This is a genomic window from Arthrobacter rhamnosi (assembly GCF_054510975.1).
Map to the genome: position 1 here is coordinate 28,807 of NZ_JBTNDN010000008.1, position 15,539 is coordinate 44,345.

Below are 15,539 nucleotides of genomic sequence, written 5' to 3' on the forward strand. Positions count from 1 at the left end.
AATCATGAACAAGAACTGGCGCTGGCTCCCCGCCGGCATCGTTCCGGTGGTCATCGTCACTGCTGCCGCGAGCGGTTCGGCCGTTGCCGAGGCCCAGCCGCAACTCCCCGCCAGGACCGCGCAGGAGCTGCTCGAGTTCGTGGCCACCAGCGCCGACGACGCCTACTCCGGCACCGTCGAGCAGTCCTCCAACCTCGGCCTGCCGGACCTGAGCCTCGCCTCTCCCCCGGGCCGTACCCCCAGCTCGGACCCGACGTCCATGGTCCTCGAACTCCTGACCGGTGAGCACTCCGCCCAGGTCTACGTCGACGGGCCGGACAAAGCCAAGGTCCAGGTGCTCGACCAGCTGGCCCAGCGCAGCGTCGTCATCAATGAGACCGACGCCTGGTACTACGACTCCAGCGCCAACGAAGCAGCCCACGCCGTCCTGCCCGACAAGGACGCCGTGAAGGCCGAACTCGAGGCGAAGCTGCAGGAGAAGATCGCCGAACACCCCGAGCTGCAGGACATCCCGCGGACGCCGGCGGAACTCGCGCAGGCCTTCCTCGCGAGGATCGATCCCAGCACCGAGGTGACCGTCGACGGCACCAGCCGCGTCGCGGGCCGCAGTGCGTACGAACTCCTGCTGACCCCCGAGGATGCGGCGACCCTGATCGGGTCCATCGCGGTGAGTATCGATTCCGAGACCGGCGTCCCGCTCAGCGTCACCGTGCAGGCCAGGGGCCAGGAGGAAGCTGCGTTCGAGGCAGGCTTCAGCGCCGTGGACTTCAGCACCCCCGATGCGGGCATCTTCGAGTTCGCCCCGCCGGAGGGCGGCGCCGTCACGGAGGCACCCACCGCCGACGAGGCGAAGGCCCACGTCGACGAGGCGAAAGCGCGCGTCGATGGCAAGGACCAGCCCGCCCCCTCCGAGGAGCCCGTGGTGATCGGCGAGGGCTGGAGCACCATCGTGGAACTGCCGGCCGGCAGCGCCGCGCGACTCGGACTGAACCTCGGCACCGGTGAAGCGGCCGGCATGGGCGACATCATGGAGGTCAAGCCCGGCATGGATCCCGAGGAGGTCGCCGGCGCCCAGGCCATGCTGGAGCAGGCACTCGCCGAGGTCGACGGCGGCCGCGCCCTGCAGACGTCGCTCGTCTCGGTGCTGATCACCGACGACGGACGCATCCTCGCAGGAGCCGTCAGCGCCGACCAGCTCGTCGCCGCGTCCCGCCGGTGACCGCGACTGCCCGCCCGACCCGCACGCCGAGTGCGGGCCCGCGGGTCAGCGCGGGTCCGCAGTCGCCCGCGGGAGAGTTCGCGATCGAGACGCACGGACTGACCAAGGTCTTCGGTCGGCAGAAAGCGGTGGACGGCGTCGACCTCGCAGTACCCCGCGGCACGGTCTTCGGATTCCTCGGCCCCAACGGGTCGGGGAAGACCACCACCATCCGGATGCTGCTCGGCCTCGCGTCAGCCTCCAGCGGCGACATCCGGCTGCTCGACGGCGACATGCCGAAGGATGCCCGGGCCGTCCTGCCACGGGTGGGTGCCCTCGTCGAGGGTCCCGCCATCTACCCGTTCCTCTCCGGGCGGGCGAACCTCCAGCGGTTCGACGCCGCCGACCGCCACACCTCCCCCGCCACCCGGAACAAGCGCGTCGACGCCGCCCTCGAGCGCGTAGGTCTCGGCCACGCGGCGCGGAAGCGTGCGCACGCTTATTCGCTCGGCATGAAGCAGCGCCTCGGCATCGCCAACGCGCTGCTCGCCCCGCGGGACCTGCTGATCCTCGACGAGCCCACCAACGGCCTCGACCCCCAAGGCACGCGCGAGGTCCGCAACCTCATCCGTTCCCTGTCCGACGACGGCACCACCGTCTTCGTCTCCAGCCACCTACTCGCCGAGGTGGAGCAGATGTGCACCGGAATCGCCATCATGAGCGCCGGCCGCCTGGTCGCGCAGGGCACCCTCGACGAGCTCCGCGCGGAGGGCACCGCCCACGTCCGCATCACGACGCCCGACCATGCCGACGCCCACCGCGTCCTCACGGGGCTCGGCCTCACCCCCGAGCGTCACGGGCGCGACGACGTCCTCACCGCGGAGCTCTCCGTCCCCGGCCTCCTGCCGGAGACCGTCAACGCGGCCCTGGTGCGTGCGGACGTCCGGGTGCGAGGGTTCGAGGCCAGCGGCGCCTCCCTCGAGGACCGCTTCGTCGCCCTGACCGGGGAGGGGTTCGACGTTGCCGGCTGAATCCGTCGAGACCCGCCCCCGCACGGGAGGCCTCGGACTGACGCTCGTGCTCTCCGAGATCAGCGTCCTGTTCCGCAGGCTGCGCACCTGGGCGATGATCGGCGCACTGGCGCTCATCCCGATCCTCATCGCCGTCGTCGTCCGGGTGTCCTCGGACGAGTCGGCGAGCGGCCGCGGTCCGGCGTTCCTCAACAGCATCACCCAGAACGGGCTGTTCGTGTCGCTGACGGCCCTGACCGTCGCCATTCCCCTGTTCCTGCCGCTGACCATCGGCGTCGTCGCGGGCGACACGATCGCCGGCGAGGCGAACCTCGGCACGCTGCGATACCTGCTGGTGGCCCCGGCCGGGCGCATCCGGCTGCTCCTCGTGAAGTACGCGGGGGCGGCGCTGTTCTGCTTCGTGGCGACGCTGACCGTCGTCGTCACCGGCGCCATCATCGGGGCGCTGCTGTTCCCGATCGGGCCCGTGACGCTGCTGTCCGGCGACACCGTGGGCATCCCCGGCTACTTCGTGCGGCTGCTGCTCCTGGCGCTCTACGTGACGGTGTCCCTGATGGGCCTCAGCGCCATCGGCCTGTTCATCTCGACGCTCACGACCATCCCGGTCGGCGCCATGGCCGCGACGGCCGCGCTGGCCGCCGTCTCGCAGATCCTCGGCGCACTCCCCCAGTTGGAGTGGCTGCACCCCTGGCTGTTCACGAACTACTGGCTGGGCTTCGGGGACCTGCTGCGGCAGCCGATCGTGTGGAACTCGTTCGCCGACAACGCGCTGCTGCAGTTCGGCTACATCGCCGTCTTCGGGACGCTGGCCTACGGGCGATTCAGCACCAAGGACATCCTGAGCTGAGCCCGCCTACGTGACCTTGCGGCGCCCGATCCAGGCGAGCAGCCCCGTCACTGCGGACTCCAGCGTTCCCAGAACATCTGCCGGTGTCTCCTCGACGGAGTCCTCGGGCCGAGCCAGGCCGAGCCACTCACTCAGCTCGCACTCGCTGACGGCACGGATGGCTTGACCTGCACCGATGTACTGGAGCGCCTTCCGCTCCTTGTTGCTCCCCGAGGTGAGGAAGACCGTGCGCAGGCTGGCATCCTCCTGCCCGACGACGAGCATCGTGGTCTTCTTCGTGACGTTGTTGGCGGGAGTTGCCCCGAGGGCGGCGATCCGGCCCATCGCATCCTCGCGCGTCATCGTAGTGAGGTCCCCGGTGAACACCACGATCTGACCGAAGAGGGGGTTCGACGGGTCCGCCTGACCATTGGCCTGAGGAAGCTCGGCGAGGGTCGGGGTTTTGGCGTAGCGGTGGGAACCGGTCGACGACGTCGGCTTCGTCGCCGGCCAGAGCAGGTCCAGCGAGTGGAGTGCATGCTTGCGCGCGATGGCGACGACGGCGACCGCGCAGATCTCGGCGTCGCTTCCAGCGTCGTGGTGCTGGAAGGCTCCCAAACCCAGGGCTTTCGCGACATGCGGCAGCCTGTTCGAGTCGAGGTCGAGCAGACGCTGCGCGAGCTTCACGGAGCAGTGAAATGTAGTGTCCGGCACCGCCAGCCCTGACTCAAGGCAGGCACCACGCAGCACCGAGCGGTCGAAGGCTGCATTGTGGGCGACGAACCGATCGTCCCCGGCGAAGGCTCGGATGCGCTGCAGGCTTTCGGGCCATTCCGGAGCAGTCCGGACATCACCCGGGCGGATGCCGTGGACGGAGATGTTCATGGGGGCGAACTCGCTGACGGAGTGCGGTGGCCGAATCAGCCACGACGCGGTATCGACGACGACGCCGTTCCGTACCTTCGCCAGACCGACCGCGCAGACCGAGCCGCGCTTGCTGTTGGCCGTCTCGAAGTCGATCGCGGTGAAGTTGAGACCGTGCACTGTTCCCCCTGAGGCTGTCGCCACTCGTCCGCGGCCCTGCCCAGCCTATCGGCCCACACCAGGCGGGCCTTCTCCCGGCCTCTCCTGCAATGCGTAAATCCTGCGGCAATCCTGTCTCCAACCGGGCGGACGAACCAGCGCGCCGCTGAGCATCGCCCGGTAGATTCGACCTACCCGGGCGAGGCTCAGCTCGCCCGGGCTTCAGGTCCGGGGGGACTCGTATGGCGTCGGGAAGCGGAACATGAGCGCGGCTGTCCCGCTCGACGGCGACGAGGCGTACGTCGAGCCCGAGACGCTCGGGCTGCTCAAGCGGCGCGTCCCCGGCCAGTCCGTCATGGAAGAGCTGCTCGACGGCCACGGTACGAAGGACGCGCGCGGACTCCTGGCACGGTTCTTCGGTGCCCACCCGCTGAGTGCCGGCAGCCGCCCCTGGTACTGGGGAGCACTCGGCGAGCGTGCGGTGGGTCGCACCCTCGCCTCGCTGGGACCGGAGTGGACCGTCCTGCACGCCGTTCCGGTTGGTGAGAAGTCGTCAGACATCGACCACGTGATCATCGGTCCGACAGGCGTCCTCACGATCAACACGAAGCGGCATCCCGGGCAGAACGTCTGGACCGCGAAGGGCACCTTTTTGGTCGCCGGAACGCGGTACCCCTACGTCCGGAACTCCGAGCACGAGGCCGCCCGGGCAGGGAAGCTGCTCTCCGCCGCTGTCCGGCAGAATGTTCCCGCGTCAGCTGCGATCGTCGTCGTCGGTGCTCGCCAGGTCACCGTGAAGGAGAAGCACCGGTCCGTGGCGGTTCTGCGCCAGGACCAGCTCCTGCGGTGGATCACGCGGCGTTCGGTCATCTACACCGAGCAGCAGGTCGCGCTCTTGTCGGCGGCTGCGGCGCAGCCCTCGACCTGGCGGCGCTCCGCGCCCGTGCTGCGTGACCCGGCCGACGTCATCGGGCCTTTCGAAGCCCTGCACCGGCTGGTGGAACAGGCACGACGACGACGGCTCGGCTGGCTCCTCGCGGTGCCAGCGACGTTCTTCGCGTCGGCCGCGGGCGTCCTGCCCCCGTTCTGACCTGCCCTATTTCCCACAGCGCCACTCTGTACCGGAAGATACCCGTGCTCCATTTCCCGTCGAAGAACAGCGCCGCCCACACGGCGGATCCCGCCGACGTGACCCGCCTGCATCAGCTACTGGGCGACCACGTCTGGGCCTTCAGCAACTGCCGTGTCGACGCGCCAGGACTGCCGGTCGCCGAGGTGGACTGGATCTTCTACAACTCCGTCAAGGGGACCTTCATCCTCAGCGAGTGGAAGGAATTCCCAGCGCGCGTGCTGCAGGTGACCGATGCCGGTGAACCGTGGGTGCTGGCTAATGGTTCTGTTGTCCCGAACCCCGTGGAGCAGGTCGCCCGCCACCTCGATGCAGTACGCAAGGTTCTCCGGCGAGACATTCGACAGCAGCATTTTCCTTCCGTGGACCCGCTCGCTATCAATCCGTACCAGACGGTGTACTCGCCGCGGATAGGACCCGAAACCCGACAGGAACGACTGCGGTTTGGCGAGGTTCACGGAACGCTCGAAGAACTCGTCAGGACCGTGGATGGGCGCTATTCACCGGTACCCCTCGTGGTCATCACGGACGCGGGCAAGCTGCTGTTGGCCCAGGCATTGGCGGACCTTTTTCGTTGCTCTATATCGGGTGCTGTCCGGAAGAAGATTTCACCGCCAGCTGTAGTCGCGCAGCCTCCGCAGTCGAGGATCGCGGCCATACACCGGGAACTGGCCGCGCTCCATCTCGAACTTGCCGCACTCATCGATCAGGGGCCCGCGGCAACGCGGGAAGCACAGCCACCCGAGCCTGCTACGCAACCGTTGGCGGGAGCGGCTGTCGTAACACCACGACCTGCCACGCCAGCCCAACAGACGTCACTGACCAACGGGCACCTTCGACGGCATGTCGTGCAGCACGTCCCGTCGTCATCCGCAGGTCCAGAGCATGTGCGGGCCGCCTTCCTCGCTGCTCTCCAGGACGAGCAGTTGCGCAGGAGTGGGTTGCACGTCGGACTGTTCGGCTCTCTCGTGGGTCAACGCCTCGAGGGGAACCGCGATCTCGCGAGCCTTGCGCTGGGCAGTCTCGTGAAGTGGTGCCTCACACAGGCGGCGGCAGCCGGGATACCTGCTGTGAAGGATCCCGCTGATCCATCCATCGTAAGGATGACGGGATAGTGCGACCGGAACCAGGATCGTTATCCGCGCCTATCCCTGGCGACTCCCGCTAACGATCTTCACCTGCTGCGCGAATTTCGGCGGAAACACGATAGTTACTGACACATCAATGGAACGGGTTCGAAAACGTGACAGAAACAAATGACGGCGATGTCCGGGTCTTCGACACTTCATTCGATTACAAGACCGACAATCCCGCGAGGACCAGGCCCGACGCAGACAGGGACAGTCAGAAGCTGCGGCTGGACCATGAACTGCTGTGGACCAAGGAGCTCCGCTCTGGCGTCCTTTTCCAGCCGAAAGTGCCGACCGCGCCCCGGGATCGACGTAACAACTACCTCCTGTTCGAGGACTCCCTAGGAGGAAGGCACGCGTACGGCAGCGACGCCATCACCAACTCCTACACAACGTGGATAAAACCGAGATCTCTCGCTAACGCCATCGCCTCGCTGGACGAGGACCAGCGGTCCCGCTACCTCAACCCTCCATACACCATCGGCAGTGCGATGATCTGGCCCGTCAGAAAGAAGGACCGGCCCACCATGAACACGGCACGAGGGCTGAGGCTACGGGTCGCTGACCGCATGGACCTCGCCCTCGAATGCATCCGGCGCCACTACGCAGGAGAACCAGGAAGTCCGCTCGCCGATGTCATCAACGCTTACGAAGACTTTTTCGCGCTCTTCGACGGGTTCGCGGAGTTCGTAAACTTCTTCCACCTGCAGGACCTTGTGACGCCTAGCTACGAGGAAGTTCGGTTCTGCCTGCCCTTCGACCACTTCAAGGCGTCAGGAACACCGACGACAACCGAGGAATACGTGGCGTACCGGGATGCCACGCTGGAGTTCATCGAACGACGGAGCAACCGAATGGCCGCATGGGTCGCGGAGCACCATCCCGAGATCGAGGTCCGCCGGTGACATCGAGGGCGTTACGACCGGCCTACTTCTTCCGCATCTTCTTTACCCCATTGGCGACCTGGCGGTACACCCGTTTCGCTTCAGGGCTTGTTGCAACCTGATAGGCCTTTTTGCCACCCTCGATCACCTTCTTGGCTTTGGCCTGGGCCGCGGGATCGTTGGCGATCGAGTACGCCTTGGCGCCGGCAGCCTTGGCTTTTCCAGCACCATTCTTCAAAAATTCTGAGGCCTTGTCCCTTCTGCCCGCCATGGTGTGCTCCTCACGCTGGTGCTGTGTCCAGTGACACTAGCACTGTCGGACACCAGGCGATTCGGCTGGCCGATCCCGCTGCTCTGGCTACACGGCGGTCGCGTTATCTACCTCAGTCCTCACGGTCGACTACAGCTCCGGTGCTCGCTTCGCCCACCCCGTCGCTTGCTCGAATGCATACGCGACCTGCAGCAGCTCGATGTCCTTTCCGTGCGGCATCACCAGCTGCAGCCCCACCGGCAGGCCATCGTCACTGAATCCTGCAGGCACCGACACCGCGGGCAGACCTGTCGCCGAGATCAGAGTGGCCGACCGCATCCAGTCCAGGTACGTCTCGAACTCCACCCCGTTGACCGACGTCGGGTAGCGCTGCGACGCATCGAAGGGGAGCACCTGTGCGGTCGGGCTGGCGAAGACATCGTACTTTCCGAAGTAGCGCCGCACACCAGTGTCGAGACGCGTCCGGGCGACAGCCGCGTCCACCATGTCCTGCACCGTCAGCTGCAGTCCCTGCTCCACGTTCCAGCGGATCTCGGGCTTGATGGAATCGCCGTGCTTCTTCACGAGCTCCCCGAGGCCGAGCACGAAATCGAAGGCACGCGTCGTCCCGAACACCTGGTCGGCGCCGCGCAGGTCGGGCGCCGCTTCCTCGACGATGGCACCGAGGTCGGCAAAGACCTGCAGTTGGCTCTCGAGGACCCGCAGCACCTCGTGATCCACCGGCACGCCGAGTCCGAAGTCGGGCGACCATCCCATCCGCAGTCCGGTGAGGTCCCGCTCGAGTGGGGCCGTGAACGAACCGGAGACGGGGTAGGGGTAGGGAACAGCGGGGTCGGCGCCCGCGATCGCCGCCATCCCCAGCGCGATGTCGGCGACCTCGCGCGCCATCAGCCCGTTGCGGTTCAGCCACGCCCAGGCGTTGCGGGTCGGTAGGGACGGAACGACGCCGATGGAGGGCCGATAGCCGACGATATTGCAGAACGACGCCGGGTTGCGGAGCGAGCCGCCCATATCGCTGCCGTCGCCCAACGGCTGGATCCGGGCCGCGATCGACGCCGCCACTCCCCCACTACTGCCGCCGGCACTCAGCGAGGTGTCATAGGGGTTGACCGTCGTGCCGAACAGTTCGTTGAAGGTGTGCGCGCCGGCGGCGAACTCCGGAACGTTGGTCTTGCCCGTCGTCACGACGCCGGCCTTCTTGAGGCGGCCAATGATCAGGTCGTCGAACGTCGGCACGAAGTCCTTGAACGCCACCGATCCCTGCGTGGTGCGCAGCCCTTTGGTGTTGTGGGTGTCCTTGTGTGTCATCGGCAGTCCGTGCAGCGGCGGAAGGTCCGCGCTCGACATCGTCAGCTCGTCAGCCGCCTCCGCGAGCGCTGCAGCGCCCTCCCGGTCCTGGGTGATCACGGCGTTAATGGAACCGTTGACGGCATCGATGCGGTCGAAATGGGCGTCGAGCGCTTCGCGCGCTGACACCTTCCGACGGCGGATGGCGCCGGTCAGGTCGACGGCGGACAGTTCGTGGAGCTCAGTCCTCACGCCGTTCCGACCTTCGACAGCAGCGCCGTCATCGCTGCCCGGACGCCGGTGGTCAGTGTCGGCTCGATCATCGGGGCGAAGAACGGCGAGTGGTTGCCCGGAACCGGGCCGTCGCCGTCGAGCAGTTCCTGCGGGTGTCCGCCGAAGAACCAGTAGACGCTCGGGACACCGATGGCCTCGGCCAGGAGACCGAAGTCCTCGCTCCCCATGACGGGCGGAGCCTCGATGACGGCGTCCTCACCCAGGACCTCGCCGAGGACAGCCATCAGGTCCTCGGTCGAGGAGGGATCGTTGTAGCACTGGGGGAAACTGGAGATCTCCTCGATGGTCGGCTCCGGGGCGCCCGACGCCGCCGCCTCCGCGCTGATGATGCGCCGAAGTGAGCCGAGGACGCGCTCGCGCACGTCGACGTCGAACGTCCGCACGTTGAGTGTGAACTCCGCCGACGCGGGGATGATGTTCTCCTTCAGGCCGCCGTGGAACGTGCCGATCGTGACGACGGCCGACTTCATCGGGTGCACCTCGCGGGAGACGATCGTCTGGATGCGCACCACCATGTGGGCACCGAGGACGATCGGGTCGATCGACTGCTCCGGCTGCGAGCCGTGCGCCTGCTTGCCCTGCACCATGACCTTCCAGGAGTCGGCCATCGCCATGGCCGTGCCCTTGCTGATGTTCACCGTGCCGGCGAGCCCTGGCCAGACGTGCTGCCCGTAGATGATCGACGGCACGGGAGCCTTGTCCCACAGCCCGTCCTCGACCATGGCCTCCGCGCCCTCGCCGATCTCCTCGCCCGGCTGGAAGATGAACACCACCGTGCCGGCCCACGCGGCGCGGTTCTCGGTCAGCAGCTGCGCGGCGGTCAGCCCTACGGTGATGTGGGTATCGTGCCCGCAACCGTGCATGACCGGCACCGCCGTCCCGTCGGCGAGCGTACCCGTCGTCGTGCTCGCGTACTCCAGCCCGGTGCTTTCCTCGATGGGCAGTCCGTCCGTGTCGGCGCGGTAGCCGACCACCGGTCCGTCGCCGTTGCGCAGGATCCCGACGACGCCGGTGCCGCCACACATGAACGTCTCGAGTCCGAGGTGGGTCAGCTTCTCGAGGATGAACGCGGCGGTGTGCGTCTCCTGCATAGACAGCTCAGGGTGCGCGTGCAGGTGCCGGTAGAGCTCGTGCATAGCGGTGGTGTGCGCATCGGAGAGCTCGAAGACGGCGGTATCGATGGTCATGGTGTCCTTTCGGAAGGCAGTCCTGATCCCGAGTACATCAGGTGCGGCGGTCGGAGCGCGAGGGGAACCCTTCGCAGGTTGTTCACCTCCGGGTCCAGCGAGGGCCACCCGCCCGTGACTCCCACTCGGCAGCGTGGACACCAGACCATCGCTGTCGACCGAGGAGCCCTTCGTGAAAGCAATTGCCCGCGCCATCACCCTGTTGGTGTCCGCCGTCCTGGTCACGGGCGCCGCGAAGCCCGCCGTCGAGGACTTCCCCGAGACGATCGACGGCGGCGCCTGGCCCGCCGGGCACGTGCAGGGCATCGCCGTCGACACCGCGAACGAGTTCGTCTACTACTCCTTCACCTCGATGCTCGTGAAGACGGATCTCGACGGGACCGTGCTCGGCACCGTCACCGGCTTCACCGGACACCTCGGCGACCTCGACTTCAACGAGAAGGACGGCCGCGTCTACGGGTCATTGGAGTACAAGGAGGCCCAGGCCTTCTACATCGCCATCGTCGACGTCGACCGCATCACCGGGATGGACATGGACGCCGAGACGGACGGCATCGTCACCGCTGTCTACCTCGACGAAGTGGTGCAGGACTTCACCGCGGACATGGACGGCGACGGCGTGTTCGACGGCAACATCGCCGACACCCCGGACCACCGCTACGGCAGCAGCGGGATCGACGGCGTCACCTTCGGCCCGGCGTTCGGGCGGAAGAACGGCAAGCAGTTGCTCACGGTCGCCTACGGGGTCTACTCGAACACCGAGCGCGACGACAACGACCACCAGGTGCTCCTGCAGTACGACGTCACGCGCTGGAAGAAGTACGAGCAGCCGCTCACGCAGGGCGCCCCGCACACCAGCGGCCCGGCCACGACCGACGGAAAGTACTTCGTCTACACCGGCAACACCACCTACGGCGTACAGAACCTGAACTACGACGCGTTCACCCACACCTGGCTCCTCGGCGTCTACAAGGGCGTCAAGGAGCAGTTCCCCAACTACTCGCTCTACGCCATCGACGGTTCATCCCGTCCCATGCGAGGCGTGATCGAGGGCCAGTCGACGCGCGAGGAAGGCCTGCTCCTCCCCCTCCTCCAGCAAGGCCTCTCCCACGAGCCCACCGGCATCCGGGGCTGGAACTTCACCGCCGACGTCGGCCTCGAGTCCCTCGGCAACGGCTACTTCTACATCGCCACCCAGGGCAGGGTCGTCGAGGACGGCGTCACGAAGCAGACCGCCGTGCTGGACCTGTACCGGTGGACCGGGGCGGCGTCGTCGCCCTTCGAGCTCGTGGGGCGGTAGCCCGCACCGGCACAGGACCAGGCCGGTGCCTGTGCCGCGCCTGCTGCTCGCAAGGGGTTGCGCCGCCGTGGATAGGGTGGGGTCACCGCTTGGAGATGCCCCGGCGCGGACGACCAACACCCGAGGAAGAATGAACGCCGACTACGACTTCACCCGTCTGCCGATGATCGAGACTCCGCGCCTGCGACTCGAGCCTCAGGGCCCGGAGCACTTCGACGGTGTGTGGTCGAACGTGAATGACCCGGAGTCACAACGCCTGACGGGCACGCATGCGCAATTCACCAGGGACCAAATCCGCGCGTGGCTGGAGAAAGTGCCGGAAAGTGAGGACCGCGCCGACTGGGCCGTTGTGCGGCGCAACACGGGCCAGTACCTCGGTGAGGTGGTCCTGAACGACCTCGATGAGGCGAATGCGTCGATGGGTTACCGCATCGCTCTCAGCGGGGATGGCGCGACCGGCAACGGCTACGGCACCGAAGCCGGACGTGTTGTCATCGCTCATGCCTTCGACCTGATCGGCCTGCACCGGGTCGGGTTGGAGGTCTACGCCTTCAACCAGCGGGCCATTCAGTCCTACCGGAAGATCGGTTTCGTGGAGGAGGGGACGATGCGCGACGCGCTGCACTGGAACGGCGAATGGGTGGACGCCGTGATGATGTCGATCCTCAGCACCGACCCCCGGCACCGACCGGAGCCGGGGTTGGACTGACGCCGGCCTTCTGACGCCTCTCCTCTGTACCTCATCCGAAGCAGCGTGCAACCGACTAAGCACCCGAAGGGCCGATTTGGCGGCCCCCGGCAAAGATGGGACAGAATGCGTTCATGGACATCACCGACAACGGACCGAACCCGAACGCCTTCGACATCGAGACTGCGACGACGGAGAACGCCGCCTATCGCCGCGTCGCCTGGACCGGCAAGCACCTGCAGGTCACGCTCATGTCGATCGAGCCCGGCGGCGCTATCGGCCTCGAGGTGCACCACGGCACCGACCAGTTCCTGCGCATCGATGCCGGGAAGGGCCGCGTGAAGATGGGCCCGTCGAAGGACGACCTCTCCTTCCAGCAGGACGTCGAGGACGGCTGGAGCATCCAGGTGCCCGCCGGCACCTGGCACGACGTCGAGAACACGGGAGACGAAGCGCTGCGTCTCTACACGATCTACGCCCCTACGCACCACGCACAGGGCATTGTGCAGGAGACGCCGGAGGACGCCGAGAAGGACGAGGAGCAGGGCCGCGACGAGCCGCCGTCGTGGGTCGAGGAAGTCGACGACAAGGGCGAAGAGAGCGCCTGAAGCGCCGTACCGCGCCGACAACCATCTAGAAAAGGGCCCACCATGACCAGCACCGTTCTCGTCGCAGGCGCCACCGGCGACCTCGGGTCCCGGATCGTCCGCGAACTGCTCGGCGATAGCGCGCACCCGGACACCCTTGTCCGGGTCCTGACCCGCCCCGGCAGCGGAACGGCTCAAGCCATGTATGCCGGGGAGGATCGGGTGGAGATCCACGAGGCCGCCTACACGGACGAGCCCGCCCTCGTTGCTGCACTGTCGGGCGTGGACGCCGTCATCTCGGCTGTCAGCGGTACGGGTACCGTCATCCTCGACGCCCAGCGGGCCCTCCTGGCGGCTGCCGTGAAAGCGGGCGTGAAGCGGTTCATCCCGTCGGATTACTCGGCGGACTATCGCCGGGTGACTCCCGGCAGCAACCGCAATTTCGAGCTCCGGCGCGAGTTCGCCGCCACGCTCGACGCCGCGCCCCTCCGCGTGACGTCCGTGCTGAACGGCGCTTTCACCGACATGCTCACGGGACAAGCCCCGATGATCCTCTTCGGGCGGCGCCGCGTCCTGTTCTGGTCCTCCCCCGACCAGGTCCTCGACTTCACCACCAAGGACGACGTCGCCCGCGTCGTCGCGCTCGTGGCCCTCGATGCGGAGGCTCCGCGCGTCGTCGAGATCGCCGGGGACCGCGTCACCGCCCGGAGCATCGCCCATACCCTCAGCGGCCTCACTGGTACACCCTTCAGCACACAGTGGGCCGGCACCACGGGGATCCTGTCGACCATGAGCAAGGTCGGGCGGGCCCTGTCGAAGGACAAGAACGCGACGTTCCCGGCCTGGCAGGGCATGCAGTACTTCGTCAGCATGTTCAGCGGCGAGGCCCAGCTCCACCACGTCGACAACGGACGCTATGGTCCGCACCACTGGACCTCGGTGCGTGAGGTGATTCAGGCGCACCTGCGAACGACGGCCGTCGAGTCCACGTAGACAGCGGGTCGCGGCCCCTTTCAAGCGCCGGTTGGTTCACCCTCGGGCAGGTGGTCCCCCACCAGCTCCTCCTCCGGCACTTCCTCCTCGGGGAGGACCTCTTCCGGCAGGTCCTCCTCCACCTTGAAGGTCGCACCACTCATCCTGAACAGTTCGCCCATCCCGAAGGCGGGGTCGGCCGGCGTCCACCGGGTGCGGGAATTCAGGTAGGAATCGGGGTCCAGGGCCAGCAGTCCCAGGATGACCTCGGCGATGATCCGCCCACCCACCGGCCCCAGCCGGCGGCCGCCCTGCAGTTCCGCCTCCTTGAGGATGTAGAACCAGAGCGGCGCCTTGCTCCCCCATTCGGGTTCGTACAGCCCGAGCCTGGTGTTGGGGATGGGAGGGACGCCGAGTGCCGCGGCAACGTCCTGCCCCGCAGGAAGGCCGAGCTTGACGCCCCGCAGCAGGTTGCGGTGGGCGAGGGCGTAGATGGCGCCATCGATGTGACTCACTACCGTGGGAGGCAGGTTCGCCAGGGGGAAGGACAGCTGCGTGTCGAGGAGCCGGGCGGTGTTGCGTCCCATGGGCGGCTCCACCCCCGGGATGTCGAAGAAGTAGTTCCAGTCGGCCCGCGCGTCGTACGGTAGCGGACGCGAACCATGCAGGTCCTGCCCCGGAGGATCGAACAGCGGGAAGGTGGTGTTGTCGTGCATCTCGTATTCGGCGCGGATCATGCTGTGACCGAAGCGGTAGGCGCACACGGAGAACTCCAACGGGATCATCGGCTTCAGGCGGTTCCCGGGCTTGTAGAACCTGTTGTCGACCCTGATGGTCCCATCGGACTGGGGAAGCAGCATCGACCGGACCATCGCGGGCCCGACCATGCGGGGCAGGAAGTCGTTGACGATCACCCACTGGTAGTGCCAGCGGACGAGCCTGCGTGCGTCGGCGAAGGAGTTGCCGAGGCCTACGAAGTGGTTGTGCAGCTTCAGGAACGCCAGGTGCATCTGGGAGACGATGAGGTTCTCGTCGTTCCGCCCGTCACCGATGATGGCCGCTCCTGTGGACGTGCGGGGCAGGTCCGATATCCCTTCGGAGGTGGTCGCGACCAGGAGCAGGGCAGGGTTCTTGGGGTCGTAGAGCTGCGGGTCCTCCGCCTGGCCGCGGCCGTAGACGGAGCCGAGGTCGAAGAACGGGGTGTTGAAGTTCACCAGGGCCAGAGGGTCGGCCTTCTGCTGGGACAGGGGCGTGGTGTCGTGCGTGATGTCGTGGTCCATGAACTGGCCCAGGTAGGTGTACCCGGCCGGCATCTCCGCGTTGTCGAAACCATCCTCACTCGAGGACACATCGGCGAGTGGTTGTCGTGGGTCGATCATCCGCTGGGCCATGACAGCCAGGAGAGCCTCCGACGGGGCGAACGGCTTCAGGGACGGGAACATCAGGCCGAAACGGCCCTGCTGGCTGCGCCGCGCCTTCACAGCGATTTCCGCGCCTCGCGGGTTGCCGACCGCGTGCCCGGTCGCCGGCCCCAGATTGGCGGGCTTCTGCACGGGCGGTGCCGGCACCGGGGCCGCGGAGGCCCTTCGAGCTCCCATCGGCAGGACGGACAGCAGGCTCGCTCCCGCCGCTGAGAACATCGCACCCCTGCGCGAAAGCCCGGACGGCTCGTCGGATGACGATGATGGTCGCTCGACGACGGCCTCGGCGGCTACTTCTGCACTCACGGGTC

The 15,539-nt window shown here is 67.1% G+C and carries 15 protein-coding genes; 10 read left to right on the forward strand and 5 right to left on the reverse strand.

The annotated features are described in order from the left end of the window. The first annotated feature begins 4 nt into the window (after positions 1–4). Genes ACX80J_RS15830 through ACX80J_RS15840 form a run of 3 tightly spaced genes read left to right on the forward strand, consistent with a single transcriptional unit; the run spans position 5 to position 3,076 of the window. Positions 5–1,219: a LolA family protein gene (locus ACX80J_RS15830; RefSeq protein ID WP_459348430.1), complete on the forward strand. Its 1,215-nt coding sequence runs from the start codon at positions 5–7 to the stop codon at positions 1,217–1,219. Beyond that, a complete protein-coding gene (locus ACX80J_RS15835; protein ID WP_459348431.1) occupies positions 1,216–2,229 on the forward strand; it encodes an ABC transporter ATP-binding protein in 1,014 nt (337 codons plus the stop codon). The genes ACX80J_RS15830 and ACX80J_RS15835 overlap by 4 nt, the downstream gene beginning before the upstream one ends. Then, positions 2,219–3,076: an ABC transporter permease gene (locus ACX80J_RS15840; RefSeq protein ID WP_459348432.1), complete on the forward strand. Its 858-nt coding sequence runs from the start codon at positions 2,219–2,221 to the stop codon at positions 3,074–3,076. The genes ACX80J_RS15835 and ACX80J_RS15840 overlap by 11 nt, the downstream gene beginning before the upstream one ends. Before the next feature lie 6 nt (positions 3,077–3,082). Here ACX80J_RS15840 and ACX80J_RS15845 read toward each other — a convergent pair whose 3' ends face one another. Continuing rightward, positions 3,083–4,099, reverse strand: a complete 1,017-nt coding sequence (locus ACX80J_RS15845; RefSeq protein ID WP_459348433.1) for an exonuclease domain-containing protein — start codon at positions 4,097–4,099, stop codon at positions 3,083–3,085. Between the two features lie 241 nt (positions 4,100–4,340). On the opposite strand from ACX80J_RS15845, the gene ACX80J_RS15850 reads away from it, so the two are divergent. The 3 genes from ACX80J_RS15850 (at position 4,341) to ACX80J_RS15860 (ending at position 7,242) form a co-directional block, all read left to right on the forward strand. Beyond that, a complete protein-coding gene (locus ACX80J_RS15850) occupies positions 4,341–5,168 on the forward strand; it encodes a nuclease-related domain-containing protein (RefSeq protein WP_459348434.1) in 828 nt (275 codons plus the stop codon). Positions 5,169–5,212: 44 nt separating this feature from the next. Next, entirely contained in the window at positions 5,213–6,322 is a 1,110-nt protein-coding gene (locus tag ACX80J_RS15855; protein WP_459348435.1) for a hypothetical protein, read from the forward strand. Between the two features lie 128 nt (positions 6,323–6,450). Beyond that, a complete protein-coding gene (locus ACX80J_RS15860; protein WP_459348436.1) occupies positions 6,451–7,242 on the forward strand; it encodes a DUF6994 family protein in 792 nt (263 codons plus the stop codon). 22 nt (positions 7,243–7,264) lie between these two features. Here ACX80J_RS15860 and ACX80J_RS15865 read toward each other — a convergent pair whose 3' ends face one another. The 3 genes from ACX80J_RS15865 to ACX80J_RS15875 all read right to left on the reverse strand — a co-directional run bounded on the left by ACX80J_RS15865 (position 7,265) and on the right by ACX80J_RS15875 (position 10,260). After that, complete coding sequence (locus ACX80J_RS15865; protein ID WP_459348437.1) at positions 7,265–7,492, reverse strand: hypothetical protein; 228 nt, start codon at positions 7,490–7,492, stop codon at positions 7,265–7,267. A 129-nt stretch (positions 7,493–7,621) separates the two neighbouring features. Further along, positions 7,622–9,031 (reverse strand): amidase, encoded by a 1,410-nt coding sequence (locus tag ACX80J_RS15870; protein ID WP_459348438.1) that lies wholly within the window; start codon positions 9,029–9,031, stop codon positions 7,622–7,624. After that, positions 9,028–10,260, reverse strand: a complete 1,233-nt coding sequence (locus ACX80J_RS15875; RefSeq protein WP_459348439.1) for an amidohydrolase — start codon at positions 10,258–10,260, stop codon at positions 9,028–9,030. Before ACX80J_RS15875 ends, ACX80J_RS15870 begins: the two co-directional genes overlap by 4 nt. A 172-nt stretch (positions 10,261–10,432) precedes the next feature. On the opposite strand from ACX80J_RS15875, the gene ACX80J_RS15880 reads away from it, so the two are divergent. The 4 genes from ACX80J_RS15880 to ACX80J_RS15895 all read left to right on the forward strand — a co-directional run bounded on the left by ACX80J_RS15880 (position 10,433) and on the right by ACX80J_RS15895 (position 13,828). After that, positions 10,433–11,560 (forward strand): hypothetical protein, encoded by a 1,128-nt coding sequence (locus ACX80J_RS15880; RefSeq protein ID WP_459348440.1) that lies wholly within the window; start codon positions 10,433–10,435, stop codon positions 11,558–11,560. A 130-nt stretch (positions 11,561–11,690) separates the two neighbouring features. Further along, positions 11,691–12,269 (forward strand): GNAT family N-acetyltransferase, encoded by a 579-nt coding sequence (locus ACX80J_RS15885; protein ID WP_459348441.1) that lies wholly within the window; start codon positions 11,691–11,693, stop codon positions 12,267–12,269. 113 nt (positions 12,270–12,382) lie between these two features. Continuing rightward, positions 12,383–12,856, forward strand: coding sequence for a cupin domain-containing protein (locus tag ACX80J_RS15890; RefSeq protein ID WP_459348442.1), 474 nt, complete (start codon positions 12,383–12,385; stop codon positions 12,854–12,856). A gap of 42 nt (positions 12,857–12,898) precedes the next feature. After that, positions 12,899–13,828 carry an NmrA family NAD(P)-binding protein gene (locus ACX80J_RS15895; protein WP_459348443.1) on the forward strand — a complete coding sequence of 310 codons (930 nt, stop codon included), beginning with the start codon at positions 12,899–12,901 and terminating at the stop codon, positions 13,826–13,828. Between the two features lie 20 nt (positions 13,829–13,848). Here ACX80J_RS15895 and ACX80J_RS15900 read toward each other — a convergent pair whose 3' ends face one another. Then, the gene (locus ACX80J_RS15900) at positions 13,849–15,534 is read right to left on the reverse strand and encodes a peroxidase family protein (protein WP_459348444.1); all 1,686 of its coding nucleotides are present in this window, start codon (positions 15,532–15,534) and stop codon (positions 13,849–13,851) included. Positions 15,535–15,539 lie beyond the last annotated feature (5 nt).